The organism is Oceanobacillus sp. FSL K6-0251 (assembly GCF_038004725.1).
GTDB lineage: Bacteria > Bacillota > Bacilli > Bacillales > Amphibacillaceae > Oceanobacillus > Oceanobacillus oncorhynchi.
Genome location: NZ_JBBORS010000001.1, coordinates 3,509,296 through 3,530,761, shown reverse-complemented (window position 1 = coordinate 3,530,761; position 21,466 = coordinate 3,509,296). Strand labels below are relative to the sequence as shown.

21 protein-coding genes are annotated in these 21,466 nt (G+C 39.0%); 15 read left to right on the top strand and 6 right to left on the bottom strand.

The genetic code is table 11. The annotated features are described in order from the left end of the window. The first annotated feature begins 4 nt into the window (after positions 1-4). The 3 genes from rffA to MKY45_RS17545 all read left to right on the top strand — a co-directional run bounded on the left by rffA (position 5) and on the right by MKY45_RS17545 (position 4,351). Positions 5-1,135: a dTDP-4-amino-4,6-dideoxygalactose transaminase gene (gene rffA / locus MKY45_RS17555; RefSeq protein ID WP_042530487.1), complete on the top strand. Its 1,131-nt coding sequence runs from the start codon at positions 5-7 to the stop codon at positions 1,133-1,135. Then, on the top strand, positions 1,098-2,789 hold the full coding sequence (locus MKY45_RS17550; RefSeq protein WP_256704964.1) for a DUF6044 family protein: 1,692 nt from the start codon (positions 1,098-1,100) through the stop codon (positions 2,787-2,789). Before rffA ends, MKY45_RS17550 begins: the two co-directional genes overlap by 38 nt. A 248-nt stretch (positions 2,790-3,037) precedes the next feature. Then, on the top strand, positions 3,038-4,351 hold the full coding sequence (locus MKY45_RS17545) for a PcsB-like coiled-coil domain-containing protein (RefSeq protein ID WP_193063540.1): 1,314 nt from the start codon (positions 3,038-3,040) through the stop codon (positions 4,349-4,351). Between the two features lie 181 nt (positions 4,352-4,532). Here the strand turns inward: MKY45_RS17545 and MKY45_RS17540 are convergent, their stop codons facing one another. Together MKY45_RS17540 and MKY45_RS17535 are read right to left on the bottom strand one after the other, a co-directional pair. Further along, positions 4,533-5,633 (bottom strand): copper resistance D family protein, encoded by a 1,101-nt coding sequence (locus MKY45_RS17540; protein ID WP_193063542.1) that lies wholly within the window; start codon positions 5,631-5,633, stop codon positions 4,533-4,535. Positions 5,634-5,636: 3 nt separating this feature from the next. Further along, the gene (locus MKY45_RS17535; RefSeq protein WP_341173152.1) at positions 5,637-6,218 is read right to left on the bottom strand and encodes a copper resistance CopC family protein; all 582 of its coding nucleotides are present in this window, start codon (positions 6,216-6,218) and stop codon (positions 5,637-5,639) included. Positions 6,219-6,552: 334 nt separating this feature from the next. Here MKY45_RS17535 and MKY45_RS17530 point away from each other — a divergent pair, with 334 nt between their 5' ends. From MKY45_RS17530 to MKY45_RS17515, 4 genes are all read left to right on the top strand, one after another. Then, positions 6,553-7,608 (top strand): M42 family metallopeptidase, encoded by a 1,056-nt coding sequence (locus MKY45_RS17530; protein ID WP_193063546.1) that lies wholly within the window; start codon positions 6,553-6,555, stop codon positions 7,606-7,608. 238 nt (positions 7,609-7,846) lie between these two features. Beyond that, on the top strand, positions 7,847-8,224 hold the full coding sequence (locus MKY45_RS17525) for a GntR family transcriptional regulator (protein WP_042530501.1): 378 nt from the start codon (positions 7,847-7,849) through the stop codon (positions 8,222-8,224). Continuing rightward, entirely contained in the window at positions 8,214-9,071 is an 858-nt protein-coding gene (locus tag MKY45_RS17520) for an ABC transporter ATP-binding protein (RefSeq protein ID WP_193063548.1), read from the top strand. Before MKY45_RS17525 ends, MKY45_RS17520 begins: the two co-directional genes overlap by 11 nt. 3 nt (positions 9,072-9,074) lie before the next feature. Next, positions 9,075-9,776 (top strand): hypothetical protein, encoded by a 702-nt coding sequence (locus tag MKY45_RS17515; protein ID WP_042530506.1) that lies wholly within the window; start codon positions 9,075-9,077, stop codon positions 9,774-9,776. Between the two features lie 22 nt (positions 9,777-9,798). Here the strand turns inward: MKY45_RS17515 and MKY45_RS17510 are convergent, their stop codons facing one another. Continuing rightward, on the bottom strand, positions 9,799-10,173 hold the full coding sequence (locus MKY45_RS17510) for a hypothetical protein (protein WP_193063550.1): 375 nt from the start codon (positions 10,171-10,173) through the stop codon (positions 9,799-9,801). Between the two features lie 140 nt (positions 10,174-10,313). Beyond that, positions 10,314-10,472, bottom strand: coding sequence for a YfhE family protein (locus tag MKY45_RS17505; protein ID WP_139089027.1), 159 nt, complete (start codon positions 10,470-10,472; stop codon positions 10,314-10,316). Positions 10,473-10,686: 214 nt separating this feature from the next. Between MKY45_RS17505 and MKY45_RS17500 the strand changes: the two genes are divergently transcribed. Together MKY45_RS17500 and MKY45_RS17495 are read left to right on the top strand one after the other, a co-directional pair. Further along, a complete protein-coding gene (locus tag MKY45_RS17500) occupies positions 10,687-11,364 on the top strand; it encodes a YqeB family protein (RefSeq protein WP_193063552.1) in 678 nt (225 codons plus the stop codon). A gap of 6 nt (positions 11,365-11,370) precedes the next feature. Continuing rightward, positions 11,371-11,967, top strand: a complete 597-nt coding sequence (locus MKY45_RS17495; RefSeq protein WP_042530512.1) for a TetR/AcrR family transcriptional regulator — start codon at positions 11,371-11,373, stop codon at positions 11,965-11,967. A 99-nt stretch (positions 11,968-12,066) separates the two neighbouring features. Here MKY45_RS17495 and trhA read toward each other — a convergent pair whose 3' ends face one another. Next, a complete protein-coding gene (trhA, locus tag MKY45_RS17490; protein ID WP_042530514.1) occupies positions 12,067-12,711 on the bottom strand; it encodes a PAQR family membrane homeostasis protein TrhA in 645 nt (214 codons plus the stop codon). A gap of 186 nt (positions 12,712-12,897) precedes the next feature. Here trhA and MKY45_RS17485 point away from each other — a divergent pair, with 186 nt between their 5' ends. The 4 genes from MKY45_RS17485 (at position 12,898) to MKY45_RS17470 (ending at position 16,385) form a co-directional block, all read left to right on the top strand. Further along, a complete protein-coding gene (locus tag MKY45_RS17485; protein WP_042530516.1) occupies positions 12,898-13,476 on the top strand; it encodes a DUF1836 domain-containing protein in 579 nt (192 codons plus the stop codon). After that, complete coding sequence (locus MKY45_RS17480) at positions 13,473-14,408, top strand: MsnO8 family LLM class oxidoreductase (protein WP_193063555.1); 936 nt, start codon at positions 13,473-13,475, stop codon at positions 14,406-14,408. Before MKY45_RS17485 ends, MKY45_RS17480 begins: the two co-directional genes overlap by 4 nt. Positions 14,409-14,521: 113 nt before the next feature. Then, entirely contained in the window at positions 14,522-15,136 is a 615-nt protein-coding gene (locus tag MKY45_RS17475) for a DedA family protein (protein ID WP_193063672.1), read from the top strand. Positions 15,137-15,251: 115 nt separating this feature from the next. Further along, complete coding sequence (locus MKY45_RS17470; protein ID WP_193063557.1) at positions 15,252-16,385, top strand: Rpn family recombination-promoting nuclease/putative transposase; 1,134 nt, start codon at positions 15,252-15,254, stop codon at positions 16,383-16,385. Positions 16,386-16,470: 85 nt separating this feature from the next. Here the strand turns inward: MKY45_RS17470 and MKY45_RS17465 are convergent, their stop codons facing one another. Next, positions 16,471-17,481 carry an aromatic acid exporter family protein gene (locus tag MKY45_RS17465; protein ID WP_193063559.1) on the bottom strand — a complete coding sequence of 337 codons (1,011 nt, stop codon included), beginning with the start codon at positions 17,479-17,481 and terminating at the stop codon, positions 16,471-16,473. Between the two features lie 413 nt (positions 17,482-17,894). Between MKY45_RS17465 and MKY45_RS17460 the strand changes: the two genes are divergently transcribed. Next, the gene (locus MKY45_RS17460) at positions 17,895-19,439 is read left to right on the top strand and encodes a C40 family peptidase (protein WP_193063561.1); all 1,545 of its coding nucleotides are present in this window, start codon (positions 17,895-17,897) and stop codon (positions 19,437-19,439) included. 321 nt (positions 19,440-19,760) lie between these two features. After that, the gene (locus tag MKY45_RS17455) at positions 19,761-21,266 is read left to right on the top strand and encodes a BCCT family transporter (protein ID WP_193063563.1); all 1,506 of its coding nucleotides are present in this window, start codon (positions 19,761-19,763) and stop codon (positions 21,264-21,266) included. Positions 21,267-21,466: the final 200 nt, after the last annotated feature.

Sequence of the window (21,466 nt, the reverse complement as noted above, 5' to 3'; positions counted from 1 at the left end):
TACCATGATACCATTCAATGTACCATGTTATATAGGAAAAGAAAATACAGCAATCAAAGATGCCATCGCAGGAAAGAAATTATCAGGAAACGGCCCTTACGGGAAAAAGTGTGTGCAATGGATGGAAGAAAATATGGGCGTGAAAAAAGTCATGCTTACTCCATCCTGCACAGCGGCACTGGAAATGACTGCGCTGCTCACAGAGGTTGGAGAAGGAGATGAAGTCATTATGCCTTCATACACCTTTGTTTCGACAGCAAATGCATTTGCCCTCCGAGGCGCGAACATTGTCTTTGCAGATGTCGAACCAAGGACAATGAATGTCGACCCGGAACAAATTGCAGCGGCAATTACCGAAAAGACAAAAGTCATCGTGGTCGTTCATTACGCCGGCGTATCCTGTGATATGGACCGGATTATGGAGCTTGCAGAGAAACATAACCTATGGGTGGTCGAAGATGCTGCACAAGGATTAATGAGCTTTTATAAAGGAAAAGCATTGGGAACGATTGGCCACATGGGAACGATCAGCTTTCATGAAACCAAAAATTATGTTTGCGGGGAGGGAGGGGCATTATATATTAATGATCCTTCTCTCGTTGAGCGTGCGGAGATGATTCAAGAGAAAGGGACGGACCGTTCACAGTTTATCCGTGGAGAAGTGGATAAATATTCTTGGAGAGACATTGGTTCCTCGTATCTGCTCAGCGAGCTGAATGCAGCTTATCTGTCTGTACAGCTGGAGCATGCGAAGGAAATAAATGATAATCGTCTCGGAACCTGGCAAATGTATAAAGAAGGATTGGCTGATCTTGCAGATGCAGGAAAGATAGAGCTTCCTTATATTCCAGAAGGTAGAGCCTTCAATGGACACATATTCTTTATTAAAACAAGAAATATAGAAGTGCGGAGTCAATTGATCCGTTATTTAAAGCAGCTTGGTATTATGACAGCAACGCACTATGTCCCGCTGCATTCATCTGTCGCAGGAAAAGCATGCGGCGTCTTCTCTGGAGAAGACAGATATACAACGATAGAAAGTGAACGTTTGATACGATTACCACTTTACTATGGGATAAGTAAAGGGGATGTAGCATATGTCATTCAAAGCATTCAGCAATTTTATGCACAATAAATGGATATGGGTGGGCTGCCTTGTTTTGCTTGCCTACTTATCTCCTTATGTGATTTATGGAGAAGATGTACATATTAGAGTCCATGACAACATGGACTCTAATATTGTCTGGTATAAAGTACTTGCAGAGAGCGGGTCTATTTTCACGTTAACAGACGTGCCGCTGCCGTATGCGATTGACGGATTGCCGAGAAGTGCATTGCCGTCTGCTTTTGATGCGGCGCTTTGGCTCTATGTACTGTTTGAACCAATTACAGCCTATACCATCAGCCAGACTATTATGCGCTTTGCAGCGTTTTTTGGCATGTATTTATTATTAACGCGTTTTATTGTGAAAAAAGAGACAACACCTTGGATAACGGTAGGCGTTTCGCTTGCTTTTGCGATGCTTCCTTACTGGCCTTCGGGAGTTCTTTCCATTGCAGGGATGCCGCTTGCTTTATATGTCTTTTTAATGATTCGCAAATACCGGACAGAGGCGCCGAAGCATACATGGATACTGCTATGCCTGATTCCGTTTTTTGCTAATTTTGTCCTCAGCTTTGTTTTCTTTTTAGCAGTTATTGGCTTGCTGTGGCTGATTGACTGGATTCGCAATAAAAAATGGAATGGTGCTTTTTTTGCTGCCATTGCCATCATGGCAGGTATCTTTGTGATGAAGGATTATTTATTGATTACCTCCATGTTTTTCGATGACAGCTTTACTTCTCACCGGGAGGAGCTGGAGTTAAGCGGAAATACCTTTGAACGAAGCTATGAATTAGCATGGGAGAATTTTTTATATGGGCACACCCATGACGAGGCCGTACAGGCTTATATTATTATTCCGGTTATTTTAATAGCTATCTTGCTTGCCTTATTTAAAAACAGGCAGCCAAAATGGCTCTTCACCCTGTTTTTGATTAATTTAGCCCTCTCCTTCTGGTACGCTTTCTGGTATTGGGAAGGCTGGCAGCCATTAAAAGAGAGCATTTCTGTTTTGAATACATTTAATTTTGCACGGATTCATTTTATGGATCCGCCAATCTGGTATATTGCCTTTGCACTAGCCTTACTTATTTTGTGGCAGCTGAAAAAAGTCGGGAAGGTTCTTGTTGCCGTCCTGATTATCTGGCAGAGTATACTGCTTTTCGGGCAGTCAGAAGAGTTTAAGTACCGGGAAGTAAACACACCGACCTTTAAAGAGTTTTATTCAGAGGACCTGTTTACATCGATTCAAGATTATATTGGAGAAGATCCGAGTGATTACCGCGTGGTCAGCATCGGATTACATCCGACCATCGCTCAATTTAATGGCTTCTACACGTTGGATACGTATAACAATAGCTTCCCGCTGGATTATAAGCATCGTTTTCGCGAAGTAATTGCCGGAGAGCTGGATAAGAGTCCGACATTAGAACACTATTTTGATACATGGGGCGGAAGGCTGTACATGTATGTAGCCGAGCATGGAAAGGATTATATGTATACTAGAAACAAAAATGAACCGATTCAGGACTTGGCTATTGATACAGACGCACTGAAGGATCTGGGAGGAGATTACATCCTGTCTGCTGTCCCGATTGAAAATGCGGAAGATATTGGATTATCGTTGGAGGAAACATTTGAAGACCAGGATTCACCATGGGAAATTCATTTATATTCTGTATTGTAATTAGAATGTAATATTACACCCATAAGCATTCGTATGACAGGCTTTAAGGTGAAAACCAGCTTCCGGCGATACAAAACTGTAATATTTCTATAACCTTTCTGCAATCTGTAGATGTTACACTTCATTAGGAATTTATATAGTGTTAAATTTATCCTATGATTCACAAAGCTGCATAATAGCAAAAGGATCAATGTCCTTTTACAGAGAGAGAGCTATGTAGTAGTGATGCAGGAACAGGGGGAGTAGAATTGAAGAAATCATTTTTGCTAGCGATAGTAATGATAGTTGGTTTCATGAGTTCAAGTATTATACCAGTTCAAGCAGAAACTGCTGATGATCTTGAAGAAATTCGCGATCAGCGTTCAGATGTTAAAACAGAGTTATCTGATTCTGAACAACAGATTGCTTCCGTATTAGAAGAACTGGAGCAGTTAAAGAGTGAGATCGCAAGTACTGAAAATGAATTAGAAGCAAAGCAGCAGGAGATTGATGAAACAGATCAACAGATTGATGCTTTATTAGACGATATTGTTGTTTTAGAAGATGAAATGCAAGAGCTTGAACAAAAGATAGAGGAACGTTTTGAACTATTACAAGAGCGGATGGTATCTGTTCAGCAATCCGGCGGAGACATCAATTATCTGGAAGTTCTCTTCGGCGCACAGAGCTTTGAAGATTTTATTTCACGCGCAAATGCAGTGAATAAAATAGCAGATTCCGATGCGAAGTTAATTGAACAGCAGGAAACAGATATTGCTTCTTTAGAAGACAAGCAAAAAGAAGAAACTGAAAAAATGAATGCTTTGAATGACTTAAAAGAAGAGCAAAGCGCTGCAAAAGATAACGTAGAAGTTGCACTTGCTGACAGCAATGCACAAAAGGATGAACTGGAAACGAAGCAGGCAGACCTAGAAGCGCTTGTAGATGAACTGGAAATCACAGATTCCCAATTAGCCTCTTTAGAAGCGGATACGCAAGCAGAAATTGCTGCGGCGGAAGAAAAAGCAAAAGAAGAGGAAGCGGCTAAGCTCGCAGCCGCAGAAGAAAAAGCAGCTAAAGAAGCGGAAGCAGCAGAGGAAGAAGAAACTAAAGTCCATCAAGAAAAAGAGACAAGTGTAGCATCAAAAACAATCACAAATGACCCGGAAGAAGAAGAGGCTCCTGCAGAAAAAGAAGAGCCTGAAAAGAAAGAAGAATCGAAGGAAGAGACTTCTAAGCCGAAAGAAGATTCTGCAGAAAAAGAAGAGAGTTCAAGTAAGGAAGAAAGCTCAGGTAAAACATTTACCGTTTCATCAACAGCTTATACAGCTGATTGCAGCGGATGTACCGGCATTACAACAACTGGATTTAATTTAAAGAACAATCCAGGTGCAAAAGTAATCGCTGTTGACCCTAGCGTTATTCCGCTTGGCAGTGTGGTAGAGGTGGAAGGCTATGGTGTAGCTGTAGCACGTGATACCGGCGGAGCAATCAATGGAAATAAAATTGATGTATTCGTATCGGATCAATCTCAAGCACTCAGCTGGGGAAGAAAAGATGTAAAAGTTACGATACTGAGATAATGTAAATATAACGCATGTGTTCTGAATACTATTTGGAACACATGCGTTTTTGTTAGGGATATATCAGCAGTCAGAGTACTTTTAATAAGAACCTGCATCTAGGTAAATTTTTATCATCAAAAAAAGTCGCAAAATGCACTTCTATCCATTTTGAGACTTTTTTCAGTTTAATAAAAGACAATCAGTTGATTACAATGCTTTGAATAAAAGCAAAGTATCCCATGACGACAAAGAGCAGCGAGGTCAGCCAAGAAAGCGCCGGGTGTTTTTTAGCTTTAAAAATATAGATACTGCCGGCAATACAAGCAAGTGCTAAGGCAATAAAGAAGAAAACAGAGCCGTCTAAAGCTAAGCTAATTGCTGCGCCATCCATGGTTCCATCATAAAACATATTTAAAATAGGAGCGTAACCGCTATGTTCGATAAGGCTTTCCATGTAAAGCGGCGGTGATTGCTCATTCATGATGCCTGTCAGCAGCAGGATAAATAAAATAATAAAGAACTCTACACGTATCCAAGGTCTTGCCTGAAGGCTTGCATCGGCCTGTAAACGCCGTTTCATCCAAATCCCGTTAAAGATAGCGTATATGACTAATGGAATGATAAATAATTGTTTTAAGAATAAACTTTGGCCGTAAGAAACGAGCAGGGCTTCATCATACTGTCTGAAATCCACGGTGAATTGGGCTAATAAAATACCGCTTAAGACAACAATGACAAAACAGATAAGTGCAAAGGGATGGTAGCTGGTGACAAAACGCTGCCAATCCATAGACTTTGGTACAAACCACGAGGCCATCAACAGCGTTCCAATCCACGCGCTGACTGCCAGCATGTGTACGCCATGTGTGAAGACGCCAAGAAATCCCTCGAAAGAACCTGCGTGGCTTGCCCAGCCGACTCCAAATGCCGCAAAGCCTGTGAACACCATTCCGACCCAAGCTGCCTGTTTACTGTCTGTATTTTTGATATAAGCAATATAAACACTGAAAAGAATACAAATAATAAATAAGAATAGCCATGCATTTCCAATTCGAAAGGATAATAGAACATCTTCAAACGCGGAGCCTAAGGTAGAACGGCCTGCGATATGAGTTATTAACTGGATAAGAGGGACAAATGCAAATAAAGCAATCCCCCAGACTGCAGCAAGCTGCAGATTGGAAGATATGTTAACCCTGATATGAGAAGTGGCAGGAAGCAGTCGAATCAGAAAGCTTCCCGCTAAAAATGCAAGGCAAAGATATAAGAACGTTTCTGTAAAAATGGTTACATAAAACATACATTATTTCTTCCTTTTTAGTAGTACAATGGCGATGACAGCGACAATAGCAATAACCAGCACAGCAATTAGCAAGGTATTGGAATTCGTATCATCTGCAGCTTCTTCCTGCACATTATTTTCTGCGGCTGCTTCATTTTCATCAGCCTGCTCTTCGGGTGTATCCGCTGTATTCTCTTCATCTTCCGCAGTATTGGTGTCTTCCTCTTCCTCAACGGCAGATTCCTCTATGTCCACTTCGAATGAAATAGAGTCTTCCATTGGATGACCATCTACACCGATAATATCCCAGCTGAGGGTATATGTTCCATTTTCTAAAGGCTCCGTGACATCAGCAGAAAACTCATCTTCATTGACAGTCAGATTATCAAGCGCGATTTCTGTGCCGTCCTCAGCATGAAGCTCCATCACAGCACTATCTTCAATCACTGTTTCAAAATATAGCGTAATATCGTCTAACGTATCTGTTACCGTTGAGCCTTCCTCTGGATCAGACGTATCAAGATGTGTATGTGCAAAGACAGGACTTGCACTAAATGCGAAAAGTAAGACAACAAAAACGAACGCCCCTGTAAGTTTTTTCATCGTTTTTCCTCCTTCTATTTATTGAATTCAGTATAATTTCTCCAGATTTAAGCTTATAGCAGAATAAAGTGTAAGACAAGTATAGTCAAATCAAAAAAGTAACATTTCCTTGAACTATGAACAATTCATGACAATGCAATTTCCAGGCAAACATAAAAGGAAGGCTTTTCTATTTTGGTATAAATGTAATTTTGTGCGCACCTGAAGACTTGTGCGTAAGGCCGCTAAGAAAGTGAAATGAGCTGTTGAGATGCGCTTTATCGAACGCTGCGTTTTCTGATAAACTGTAATAGACAAGTTCATCTTCATTTCAAAACCTGGAGGAGGTAATATAATGAGTAGTTTTCCCAATGTAGAGGAAACAAAAACACTAATTAAAGATTTAGTGAAAATAGCAAGTCCAAGCGGCTATACTAAAGATGCCATTCAATTTATTGAAAACCGATTAGCGAAAAGTAACGTACAAACCAAACGCAACAATAAAGGCGGTCTGATTGCAACGCTGCCAGGGAAGGATACTTCAAAACATCGCTTCTTGACAGCGCATGTAGACACACTAGGAGCCATTGTTAAAGAAATCAAAGCAGACGGCCGCCTGAAAATACAAGTCATCGGCGGCTTCCCGCTAAATTTTGTGGAAGGGGAATATTGTACCATCCATACCGTGAGCGGAGAAAAATATACGGGAACGATTTTAATGCATCAAACCGCTGTCCATGTGTATCGAAAAGCAGGCGAACTGAAAAGAGATACGGAAAATATGGAAGTGCGTATTGACGAAGTGGTGAAGAATGAAGAAGACACCCGTAAATTGGGAATAGAAGTAGGCGATTTTATTTCCTTTGACCCGCGAGTAGAATTAACAGAATCCGGCTTTATTAAATCGCGTCATTTGGATGATAAAGCAAGTGCAGCAATCTTAATTAACGTGATTGAAAAGCTGGCAGCAGATCTGACAGAGCTGCCTTACACAACACATTTTCTCTTTTCCAATAATGAAGAAATCGGCTATGGCGGCAATTCGAATATCCCGCCGGAAACGGTAGAATACCTAGCGGTTGATATGGGGGCTATCGGAGACGGACAGAGAACCGATGAATATACAGTATCGATTTGTGTGAAGGATGCTTCCGGGCCGTACCATTACGGTCTGCGCAATCATCTTACAGAAATTGCTAAGGCGAACGGCATCGAATATCAATTAGATATTTATCCGTACTATCAATCCGATGCATCAGCAGCTATCCGAGCTGGATATGATGTCGTTCATGGCTTAATTGGACCGGGAATTGATGCATCGCATGCGTTCGAACGCACACACGAATTATCTCTTAAACATACGGAGAATTTGGTTTATCATTATGTGCAGTCGGAAATGGCAGAGGAATAATGGAATGAAGAATAAGACCGGGTACCTTACCTGGTCTTATTTTTTTGCGTGAAAAATAGACCTCTCTAACAAAACTGTACAATTCAAAATGAAAAATAAAAGTGTGTAAATCACCCTTTGTACACAAGGTTTCACTACGAATATAAGCAGATTATTTTTAAATAAACAAGTTGACTTTATACTGATTATGTTATAGGGTTAGTTACATAAGTAATTAACCAATTAAGGAATGAGGCTAATGAAAAAAGAATTAGATGAAAACAAACCGATTTTCCTGCAGATAAAAGAGCAAATTGAAGATTCCATTATCGATGGCTCATTGAATGGCGGAGAAAGGGCGCCTTCCACCAACGAATTTGCGAAATTTTATCAGATTAATCCGGCTACAGCAGGCAAGGGAATCAATGAGCTTGTCCTGGAAGGTATTTTAATCAAGAAACGGGGCGTTGGCATGTTTGTGACAGAGGAAGCGAAAAGCATTGTGATTGAAAAAAGAAAGCAGACATTTTATGAGAATTACCTGCTTCCAATGAAAAGGGAAGCGGAGAAGCTGGAAATGGATAGACAGGAACTAATTAATATGCTTAATCGAGAGGATGAGGCACATGGAAATTAAAGTGAATCAATTAAGTAAAACCTATGGTGACAATCATGCTTTGGATCAGGTTTCCTTTACTTTGGAAGGAAATAAAATCTATGGTCTGCTTGGCAGAAATGGAGCAGGAAAGACGACTTTCATGGATATTTTAAGTGGTCAAATGTTAGCATCTTCGGGAGATATCACCATTGATGGAGAGAACCCATTTGAAAATCAGCGGCTCACAGAATCCATCTGTCTGATCAAAGAAGCGAATAATTTCAGTCCAGAGTTAAAGATAAAGCAAGTATTGAAGATTTTTGCTTATTTTTACCCGAACTGGGACCAGGAAATGGCGGAAGAATTATTAGAGACGTTTAATTTGAAGCAATCTGCAAAAGTAAAGACGTTATCAAAAGGAATGGAGTCTGCGTTAGGAATTACAACCGGTCTGGCAAGCAGAGCACCTATCACTGTATTTGATGAGCCCTATATCGGTATGGATGCTCCTTCCCGTAAAATGTTTTATGACATCCTATTGGATGATTATCAGGAAAACCCCCGGACAATCATTTTTTCTACGCATTTGATTGATGAAGTCAGTTTAATGTTTGAAGAGGTTATTATTCTTAAAAAGGGTGCTGTCGTGCTCCAGGAAAGATCGGAAGAATTGCGGGCAAAGACAGTCGCTGTTTCTGGACCAAAGGATAAAGTGGATGCTTATTTAGTGGATAAGGATATTATCCAGCGTACGGATTTAGCAGGCAGCTCCATGGCATATGCTTTCGGCAGCAGGAAAGAAGCAGAAGAAGCCGGTCTAGAAGTGGAAGGTGTTCCGGTGCAGGAGCTGATGATTCATTTAACAGAGAAGAAGAAAGGGGCTTAATCCATGAACAATCAAATAAAAGGCATGTTTTATTATTATACGGTTGATGTGGTTCGAACCGCTAAAATATTTTTTTCCATATTAACAGGTATCATCATTGCATCAGCTATTATTTGTTATTTATTATTGGGAGTCGATGAATTTAAAATGTATTTCGCCATCCCGTTTGCAACATACTTTAACGTTGGTATTGTCGGGTTTCAATTAGTGAAAGGCAATGTTCCGTTTGGATTAAAAATGGGAGCTACCCGTAAAAACATGTATGTCATGCAGCTGTATTTTATGTTTGCATACTCCTTGGCGATAGCTTTTATTGGAAGCACGCTGCAGCAGGTAACAGAATGGTTATTCCAGGCAGTTGGTGTGACAAACTATATTTATGTTCATCCGGCTATGTTTTTGACAGATAACTGGATTATGCGGATTGTCGTGGATGCCCTTGTCATGTTCCTAATTATGGCTGTATTGTATTACATTGCATTACTATTTTACCGGACGGGATTAGTCGGTGGAGGAACTGTGCTGGGAGTCCTGATGGTTGTTACCCTATATGGTGCTTTTGAAGGCTGGCTGGTTGATGCCGTTGTCAATCTGTTCTCTGATGTGACTATAATGACCTTTGTAAGCATGTTTTTCATCGGTATTGTTTTTTACTTGATAGGTTTTCCGTTTATGCGGAAAATCACTATTGTTAATAGACGTTAAGAAGCAGGAAGCTGTCTTTTGTTCAACGCAAAAGGCAGCTTTTTGGCAATTGTAAGAATGAATCGATAGGAAGAATGAAGAAAAGATCAATCTGATCGTGAATATTGTTTTTTTCAAAGAATAAGAAAGTATATAAAAAAAGCTGAATATAGCCGCTGCGGAAAAATACTACGCTTTCCATAGGCCCCGAGCTCATCTCCTTTAAAGAAGACTTGCTGATTGGCAAGCCGGCAGGAACAGACACAAGCATAGTCGCACTTATGCCCCGCAGGAAGCGGTTTTCTTCCGAGGAGACTGAAGCGTTGCCCGCGGAAAGCGACTTCCCGCAGCGGACATCGCTTTGGCGAGGACACCTGTGATTTAAAGACCAAGCGGTATTCTGGTTTTTCTTTATCATTCTCGCGAAAATATAGTGGTGCATGAAGGGGATGCAAGAATTCAGAGTTTAAGATAAAAATCAAGGAGCTGCAGCACAATCAGTTACTGATTGTGCTGCAGCTCCTTTTAAAAATTTTATATTGTCAAAAAGGTAACTAGTTATTGTTTTAATTTAGGGTTCTCGGATTTTGCCTCATTAACACGAGGTTTCCGATAGCCGCCAGCAATATCTGCCTGCTTAAATTCTTTAGAGTAATGGACCTCTTGAGCGTCAGCAATGTCTCTCTTTTTTGCTGGCTGATATTGTGTATTTCTCATGAATAATCATCCTTCCTGTTAATGTTTGTTCTATCATGTGTTTTCCCGGTTTAAGTGAATTAAAACATATCCATTTATGGCTGAAATCAATTTAACCTTTTATTCTATTTTAAAATACGGATTGCTTCCTCTTAACTAGTGAAATTTAATTATTTATGTTAGAATTTGATTAACCAATCAAAAAATAAACTATATCCAGAGGAGAATATAAAATATGCAAAATGAAACCGTACTTGGTTTATCAAAAATGGATAAAGCGATTATTATTATAGGAGGTCCGCTTCTTGGAGCAATTATTGGCTGGTTTATTCAAATTATTTCGAGCTGGCTGATTAAAATTCCATTTGTCCCGTTTGGTCCGTTTTTTGAATGGATTGTATCCTGGAATAGCTCCTGGGTATCGATTATCGGAGTAATTGTTGGTTTGATTGCAGGAATTCTCTTTGCGGTGTATGCCTTCAGTGAATCATTAAAAATGACGATTGCAGATCAAGAAGTTACAATGAAAAGGTATGATCAAGAAGTTACCTTGCAAAAAAATGATATTTCAGCAATTTATATGGATAGAAAGGATATTGTCGTTTTAGGCCAAAAAGGAGAGGAGCTGTATCGGTCGCAAACAGATGTAAAGCAGCCGAAAATAAAAGCAGCTTTTTTGGAACACTATTTTCCCTGGAAGTCTCAGGATCCTTATCAAGCGGATTACCAGCGCTGGATTCCGGAGCATCCTGATTTTCCTGCTTCTGTGAACAGTTTGCTTGCTGCGAGAGAAAAGGTGCTGAGGGAAGATAATGTAAAAGAAGCAGCGGTGCTGCGGAAGGATTTAGCGGCTAAGGGAGCTGTGATTCGTGATGAGGACAAGCGGCAGTATGTCCGAATGATAAGAGGGTGATATGAAGTGACGAAGGAGAAAACATTTATCTCTGAAGCGCGGAGAGAACAAATTTTAAAAGCGACGATTGATGTGTTGAATGATATTGGCTATGTCAAATTAAGTCTTGCTAAAATAGCAAAACAAGCGAAAATCAGCACGGGATTGATTTCCTATCATTTTGCCGATAAAGAAGAGCTGATCCAGCATACCTTAAATTACTTAATTGGTGCCCAGCTCGAATTTATTGAAGAACGGATGAAGGCAGAGACAGATATCTTTGAGCAGCTGCTGGCTTATATAACAGCAACGCTCACGTACCAAAATGAATATGTTGAAAATAATGTAGCACTGATTGAAATCATCTTTAATGCCCGGACGGAGGATAATATTCCTTACTATAAATTGAATGAAGAGGAAGAAGATCCGCTTTACCTGCGATTAGAAACCATTTTGTCAGAAGGACAGGAGAAACGTATCTTTTCAGCTGACTTTGACCCCAAAGCAACGGCTATACTGATAAATGGCGCTGCGAGTGAGAGTATGCTGCTGCAAAGTGAAAGCTTTGATATAAAGAATTATCAGCAGGAATTAATTAAAATGGTTACGAAAATAGTAAAGTAGAAGTTGTATTATAAAGTAAGAGTGCTTGAATAAATATATTCGAATAAACTCGAAAAAAACCTCGAATTCTCCAAGAATGAATTCGAGGTTTTAGCCTATTTAAATGACGTACAGATAAATACACAAGAAGTGTGAAATACTGCCAAGCAGGATGAAAATATGAAATATCTCATGGAAGCCGAAATAGCGGGAACGCAGAAACTCCGGCTTTAACCAGTAAATAAATGCCCCAATCGTATAAAATATTCCTCCCACAATTAAGCAGGTTATTCCGCCAGTCCCGATAATTGGAGCAAGCGGGCCTGTATAAAATATGGCAATCCATCCCATTAAAACATAGAGAAGGGTAGACAGCCATCTCGGGGAATGGAACCATATTAATTTAAATAGAACGCCAAGGACTGCCAATCCCGTAACTACCCAGAATAGTACCCAGCCAACCGTTCCCTCGAGAGCAATCAGACATAGTGGAATATACGTGCCGGCAATCAGTACATAAATCATGGAATGATCCATTCTTCTCAAAAAAGCAATTGTTTTTGGACCGGCAATCACAGAATGATAAACCGTTGAAGCAGTATATAATAGAATTAAACTAATACCAAAAGCTGCGACAGCACCGACGTCTAATGGCGTTCCGACCCGTGCTGCTTTGACAACAAGTAATATCAGTCCGACGATAGATAAAACAATCCCAATAAAATGAGTAAAAGCATTCATTGGTTCCCGAATAAATTTATTCAAAAAAACATCTCCAATCCGTTATGTAGTTTCAAATACTATGTAATAACTATATACCTGTTTCATCAAGTAGTCAATGTTTGAAATTTAACGAATTACGTCTATAATGAAAAGTAGATAGCTGAACGATAAATAATTAAATTTCTTGCTTTGCTTACTATCTTTATATTATGAGAGAGAGGTCATTTCGTGGATATACAAAAGCAATTAGAAGGACTTCATTTAGAGAACCAGTTGAAATCGGAAGAAATACCCGATTTAGATTTATATATGGATCAGGTTATTCAGCTTTTTGAAAGTAAATTTGCTTCTTCCAAGCGGTATGAAGAAGATAAAGTGTTAACGAAAACCATGATTAACAATTATGCGAAGGCTAAGTTATTCTTCCCTATCAATAATAAAAAATATTCGAAAGAGCATTTGCTGCTGATTAGTATGATTTATCAAATGAAAAGTGTGTTATCTATAAAGGATATCGGGAAAACATTTGAAGAGATGAATCAGAGAGTGCAGGATGATGATTTTGACCTGGCGAATTTTTATACCAATTACATTCAGTTAATGGATAGAAACGCAGCGAGTTTTGAAGAACATATGAAGAACCAGGAAGAAATATTTGAGACAGAATTGGACAAAGATATTGTAGATGATGAATATCTAAAACAAGTATTACTGATTACCAGTCTGACAGGGATGAGTAACTTTTACCGCAGGGCAGCGGAAAACCTGGTAGATCAATTAGAGCAGAAAGGGGAGCACGAAGAATGAAATTAAGTATCTTGGATCAATCTCCATTATTTGCAGATGCGGACGCAAAGCAGGCGCTGGAAGCAAGTATGGATCTGGCAGTCCTGGCCGACCAATTAGGTTATGAACGTTATTGGGTTGCGGAGCATCATGACATGCAAGGCTTGGCGAGCCCTGCTCCGGATATATTGCTGGGGATTATCGGCAGCAGAACAGAAAGAATCCGAATCGGTTCAGGAGCAGTGCTATTGCCGAATTACCGGCCGTTTAATATTGCTGAGCGCTACCGGATGCTGGCTGCATTGTATCCGAACCGGGTAGATTTAGGAATCGGCCGGGCGCCGGGCGGTTCCGCAGAAGCTTCTATAGCCCTTGCTGGAAACTTTTTGGAAAAGGTGAAAGCAATGCCGGATTATATAGATGAATTGCTTCATTTCCTTCAGGATGACTTTTCGCCGGAGCATCTTTATTCACGTGTGACCGCTGCCCCCGTACCTCCTGTTCAGCCTGTGCCTTGGCTGTTGGGGACAAGCCAGCGGAGTGCTCAGCTGGCCGTAACTAAAAAACTGCCTTATGTTTTTGGTCACTTTATGGGCGCTGATAATGGACCGGAAATTATGGCCGGCTACCTGAGACAAGCTGAGAGTCCCTCCGCTATCGTTGCGGTATCTGTTCTGTGCGCTGAAACAGAAAAGGAAGCTTTGGAATTAGCAGAAGAAGCAAAGCGCAAAAGAGAAGAGCAGGATCCATCTCCGCAGGCAGATCAGGAGGAGCAAGCCCAATTTGCCGATAAACAAATTATTGGAGATAAAGCCCTCGTACAAGAAAAACTCACGAAACTGCAGGAAGCATATCAATGTGATGAAATAATGGTGCTCACGATGGCGCCAACGTATAAAGCAAGAGAATATTCTTACCGTCAGCTGGCAGAAATAATGAACCAGACCAAATAAAGCTGCCATCCCTTAAATTCTTAACACTTGTTTTCAAAATGAAATAAAAATCATAGGCTGCAGCATGATAGAATATACCTTAATAAAGAGGACAAGCGTAAATGGAGGATATTATGGGACAATGGGTTACAGCCATGATGGAGCAATTTGGGTATTTTGGAATTTTTCTGATGATGACGTTAGAGAATTTATTCCCGCCGATACCATCTGAAATCATCCTGCCTTTTGGAGGATTCATGACAATAGGCAGTACATTAACCTATACCGGTGTATTAACAGCAGCCACATTAGGAGCGCTGATTGGCGCCATGCTTTTATATTGTATTGGGATGATACTCGATGTGGAGCGGCTGGAGAAAATTGTTGACCGGTACGGGCATCTATTGCGTTTGAAAAAAACAGATATTTATAAGGCAGATGAATGGTTCGGAAAGTATGGCTATTGGACTGTATTTTTTTGCCGGATGGTGCCGCTGCTGCGGAGCTTAATCTCTATTCCAGCAGGGATGGCAAGAATGAACTTCTGGATGTTTATGCTATTAACAGCAGCAGGTTCTATTATTTGGAACAGTATCCTCATCGGTATTGGAACCATTTTGGGAGAGAATTGGCATCGTGTAGCAGCTTTTATGGATATCTATTCTAATGTTGTCTATACCTTTATCATTGCAGGAATATTCATTTTCATTGCCTGGTATATCAGGAAAAGAAAGAAAGAAAAACTGTAGGGATGTTCCTGCAGTTTTTTTAAGTTTTTTGTTGACAAAAGAACATATGTTTGGTTAACTGTATTTAGAACCTCTTCTTGGTAAGTCCTCTACTAAAACATAAGGATGTGTTTCCATGATTTATCCTCGCAACGCAACACTATTATTCCCTCAGATATGCGAAAATGGCGAAGTATACAAAAATGCTATTCCTAAAAATGGTCCAAATCGACTGATGGACTTAAAAATTGATTATGCCTTTAAAATGCTGTTTGGTGATGAGCGCAATAAGAAGATTATAATAGCCTTTTTAAATGCTTTTTTTACCAATTCCGACAGAGCACAAATCCAGAATCTTGAATTTCAAAATAAGAATGCAGCTGACGAAGGCGAGAACACTTCTTTATCATTGTTTGTTGAGACAGAAGATAAAGAAGCGGTTTTTGTAGAAATACTTTTCCCGGATCAAGATACCCCGGAAAATCAATCTTTATATTTTTGGTCAAAAATGTACCGCCGGCAATTTGAAGCAGATTCAGATTTGGAAAGCCAGCATTCCGTGGTAACCATAAGCATCATGAATTTTGAAATATTCCATGAAAGTGATGAATTCCATAGCGTATTCAGATTGTCAGATAAAGATAAAAATATCCCGCTGACCAATCTGCAGGAAAATCAATTTGTTGAGATACCTAAGCTGATCCGCAGCTGGAAACAAGGAAAGTTAAATCTGGAGAAAGATACTTTAGCGAGATGGTTATTGCTTTTAGCTGCGGTGGATGCAGGTAATAATTATTTTCATCTGGATATCTATAAAGAACTGGAGAAACTGGCAATGGTTGATCAAGATTTAAATATCGCTATGAAATACTGGGGAGATATCAGCAATACGGAAAAAAATCAATTGACCTATCAGGACAGGTATCGACATATGATAGAACAGCACTTTTTAAAAGAGATAGAAAAATCAGAAGAAAAAAGACAGGAAGCAGAAGAAAGAGCAACAGTTGCAGAGCTGAATTATAATCAAATGAAAAATCAATATAAACAGCAAAAAATTAAACTGATAGAGGAGAGAGAGAAAAGAATAAAAGCAGAAGAAAATGCAGTGCTTGCTAATCGGGAAGCGGCGAAGGTGGTTATCCGTTATGGAAAAGTCGTTGCACGTAACTTATTTGAACAAGGGATGGATAATTTATTTGTAAAAAATATAACTGGAATGTCAGATAAGGAAACAGCGATGATAAAAGAAGAATTAGACAGAGAGTAGAAACATTATTATGCTCTTTATCTTTGGGTAAAGTATTAGAAAAAGAAACAAAGTTATCTGAAAAACTTTGTTTCTTTTTCATAAATTATTCATCCAATGAGAAATAATCTTCTATAATTTCCACAATAGAAATCAACTCATAGATAGCAACTAATTCTATCGGCAATTTTTCTGTACTGCTCATTTGATTGGATTTTAACATTTCTTGAAATAGCTGATTGAGCTGTCCGCGTTTAGCAATCCATTCTTCTTTCTCAAAGTCGATTTTGCCAGCCAGCACATTTGCAAAATAACATACTGTTTCAAAAGCGTGTTTTTGTTTCAGTGCATCCCATTCAAATTTCATTGTAGGCTGCTCTGCTATATTAGTAACATGATATTGAATCATTCGCAGATAATGAATCTGCTGTCTTAATTGTGTTAATTCATCCTCGCGTTTTTCTAAAATATGATGGAATTTCAAATCCTTCTTTTGGTAGAGTGAAAGCAACTCTACTCTTTCAAGTTCTTTGTATACACTGCCGACTTTTTCATTTACACCAAAATCTAGAGGTGTTTTTGTGAAAATCAATTCATAATAACATCGCTTCATATGATTACTTAATTGCTTGCGGATAGGTACAATCTGTTTATCAATCGAACGATGGTAATTTGGCGGAAAAACAAACATATTTACCAGTGTGGAGACAGACAATCCAATTGTTGTTGTTGCCAGTCGAATAAGAAAGCTAAGAAAATAACTGTCGTCCACTAATTCAATCATTGCAATTGCTGTTAAGGTTGCAACCAGTAACCCTGCATGAAGGTTTAAGCGAAAGCAAGTGAAAATAGTAAGTATTGCAGCTAACATATAAGTAGACGGTGAATTACCGAATATAGCCAGAAATATAACGGCATAGGCAGCGCCAATCGCCGAGGCAGGAAAACGGACAAGTCCTTTCTTAATAGAATCTGTCACAGTTGGTTCAATTGTAACGATAGCTGTAATAACGGCAAATGTCGGCGGGAAATTGAACCATTTACAAATAAGCGCTGTGAAAAATACAGCAATCCCCGTTTTAATCACTCTATTTCCAATGATAGTTTGAACCTTCACGTCAATCCCTACTTTTCCTCATGTTAAATAATTTGTAACAAATAAATTTAATAAGATATTTTCATTTATTATATTGTATTGTATCATTTATTGCGTAAATTAAATGACGAAAAAAATTAGATTAGGTATATTTATTGGGGAGCACCAGACAAATCTACTAAAATGAAAAACATTGTCAGACGGGTGTTATTGCGTATTCTATGACGATTTTGAAAGAGTTTTGTCGTTATTGAAACATAAATGTAATATTTCTATAATATGCATGACATTTTCTTATGTTAAGCTTTACAAAGTTACAAATTAGAAGAAGAATATAAAAAATATTAATATAAAAAACTAATCGCAAATGTTCGGGAACTCAAATACATAGATAATATATTTGCGGTGCAAAATTTGAAAGCGGGGAATAGAAGTTGAAAAAGACAGTAATGACATTGACTGCGGCTTCCGTAGTAGGTTTGAGCAGTGTATTTTTTGCAGGGCCGGTAAAAGCAGAATCAGTAGAAGACCTGGAAAACAGACAGACTGAAGTACAGGATGATCGTGATTCTGTTCAATCTAATCTATCAGATGCTGAAAATCAAGTAGCAGATGTTTTAGTTGATTTACAAGATTTACAGAAAGAAATTGATGATTTAAATTCTGCTCTTCAACAAAATGAACAGAAATTAGATGAAACAGAAGAAAATATTTCAACTACGGAAGATGAAGTTAGTGAATTGGAAGATGCAATCAAAGAATTAGAAGAAGCAATTGAAAAACGTACGGATATCTTAAAAGAACGTGCGGTTGCTTTACAGCAAAATGGCGGAGATATTAGCTATATTGAGGTATTGTTCGGAGCACAGGATTTCAGTGATTTTGTAAATCGTGTTTCTGCAGTGAATAAAATTACTGATTCAGATTTAGCTTTACTTGAACAGCAAGAAGCAGATAAACAAGAAGTTGCAGATAAACAAGAAGCAGTTGAAACAAAATTGGATGAATTAACACAATTGAAAACAGATTTAACAGGAATTAATAATACAATTACAGAGCAAAAAGATGCTGCTGAGGATAAAGAAGCTTCATTAAAAGATAAAGAAGCAGATTTAACAGCACTTATTGAAGATTTAGAAATTGAAGATTCTCGCTTGGCTGCTATTGAGCAGGATGTAGCAGATCGTTTGGAAGTAGCAACTGCTCCAGCACCAGAAACATTGGTAGCAAGTGTCAGCGTAGGCTCTAGCGATGAAAGCAGCAATGAAGAAGCAGAAGCAGAGGTTGAAGAAGAAACTGAATCTGCAAATGAAGCTGAAGAAGAAGCAAGTGAACCAGAACAGCAAGAAACTTCTTCCAATGAAGACCAAGAAGAAACTTCTTCAAATAGCGAAAGCAATAATAACAGCAGCAATAACAACAATAGCAGCAGTAATAATAGCAGCAATAACAATTCTGAAAGCAGTAGTAGCACTGCGAGCTCAAATGAATCAAGCTCTAATACAAGCTCTAATAGCGGGTCCAACAGTAGTTCCAGCAATTCTGATCAAAATAAATCAGAACCTAAAGAAGAAAAAGCAGAAGAGCCTGCACCATCAACCGGTTCTGGAATCAGTGGAGTGCTTAGTGCTGCACAGAGCCAAACACACCAAAACACGTATGTTTGGGGAGGAAAAAGCCCTAGCACTGGTTTTGACTGCTCCGGATTTGTATCTTGGGCATTCGCTCAAGCTGGATATTCCATCCCGTCTTACACAGGTGCATTAGTTAATACAGGTACATCTGTATCTGCAAGTAATATGCAGCCTGGAGACTTAGTATTCTTCAATACGAATGGAACAAATGGCCATGTTGGTATTTATCTTGGCGGAAATAAATTTATCGGTTCACAAAGCAGTACAGGAGTTGCTGTTGCTGATATGTCACCAGGAAGCTACTGGGGCGGAGAATTTAGCGGAACAGTACGCCGCGTACAATAAATATTTAATCCCAAGGGTCCTTGCATGAAGATAAGCTTCATGTGAGGGCTTTTTTATATAATAAATTAAAAACTAATGACAAGTGGCTCTTTTATGTATCCATTCCCTGTATGAATGGAAATAAACTCCCTTAAATCTATTTATTTATTTCAAGCGGTTATTGAATTTTATCTGAATGAATGCGGTAATAATCTTCCTTCATAAGAGACTATTTCAATAACCAATCTAACCACTTCATTTAAATCGTTTACTATCTCGGCTAATGGGTATAGAATTATATATCCCATTTTCGCAGTAAATAAACATAGAAAGGATAGAGGTATGAAAAAAAGAAATAAACGTTTTTTAAATCCTGTATTTTTTATTTCTGCATCAGTAATTTTAGCATTCGTTATAATTGGTGCGTTTAATTCTACAGGCTTTCAAAGTGTAGCAACTCTATTATTTGATTTGACGACACAGAATTTTGGATGGCTCTATTTAATATCCGTTTTTGTGTTTGTCCTCTTTCTAATTGGCTTATCGATTAGTAAATACGGTAAAATAAAATTAGGTTCAAAAAATTCGAAACCAGAATTCGGTTTCTTTCCTTGGATTGGAATGCTATTTTCCACAGGCTTCGGCTCTGGACTGGTATTCTGGGGCGTAGCAGAGCCAATGAGTCACTTTTTTAATACACCATTTCCAGGCTTGGAACCGCAAACAGAAGAAGCTGCGAGGGTGGCTATGGGATATGCTTTCTTTAACTGGGGCATTAGCCAATGGTCTGTTTTTGCGTTAGTCGGACTGGTTATTGCATACTTACAATTTCGCAAAGGAAAAGACGGGTTAATTTCAACAGCAGTAAAGCCCGTTGTCGGAAATAACCCTATTACGGCCACTTCTATCAACTCGCTTGCTGTAATTGCTACTGTTATGGGAGTAGCGACTTCTCTAGGATTAGGAATTATGCAAATGAGCGGCGGTCTGTCATCTGTTTTTGGGCTGCCAGACGGGGTATGGATGCAAATTGCAATTGCATTAGCTATGCTTCTTGTTTATTTAGGTTCATCTGTCAGTGGTTTAAACCGCGGAATGAAATGGTTAAGCAGCATTAACTTATCCTTTTGTTTAATTCTGCTTGTCTTTGTTTTTCTGATGGGACCAACTGTATTTATATTAGAAACCTTTGTGCTGGGATTAGGAGATTATTTAACTAACTTTGTCGAATACAGCTTACGTTTAACTCCGTATACTGGAGACACCTGGGTAGTAGATTGGACTATTTTCTATTGGGCTTGGGCAATTTCATGGTCGCCATTTGTGGGAGCTTTTGTCGCTCGTGTATCGAGAGGGCGTACTATCCGTCAGTATATCTTTGGCGTACTTGTCACCTCTCCTGCCATTGCCTGTATTTGGATCGCTGTCTTTGGAGGAACCAGCTTATATAGTGATTTGAAAAATGGAACGATGATTGCTGAAGCTGTTGATCAAGATTTAGCTGTCGCCTTATTTGAAACGTTTGGTACCTTGCCATTAAGTACCATCACTTCGTTGATGGCGATAGTATTGATTTTTACGTTCCTAGTTACTTCAGCAGATTCTGCAACGTATATTTTAGGAAGCATGACATCAAGAGGAAGTTTGAATCCGGCATTGATCACAAAATTTATCTGGGGAGGACTCATTACAGCTATTGCAGTCGTCCTTTTAGTTGCTGGAGGGTTAGAAGCGCTGCAGACAGCATCTCTCACATCAGCGCTTCCTTTTGTCATAATTATTATCATGCTGATGATTTCCTTTATTAAAATATTGCAGAGAGAAGAGAACGACAAGCTAAAAAAATAATCTGTGAAATAAAATAAACCGGCTGTTTTTTGATAACAGCCGGTTTATTTTATTATATTAATATTTATCTGCAGCACTTTCATAGTCAAGTAGACACAGTGTGCCCCTTTCCATTATAATAAAGAATAAGAGAAAGGGTGATTCGATGGGAAGGTAATATGGAACTTTATATATGTTTATCATGCAGGACTATCCATTGC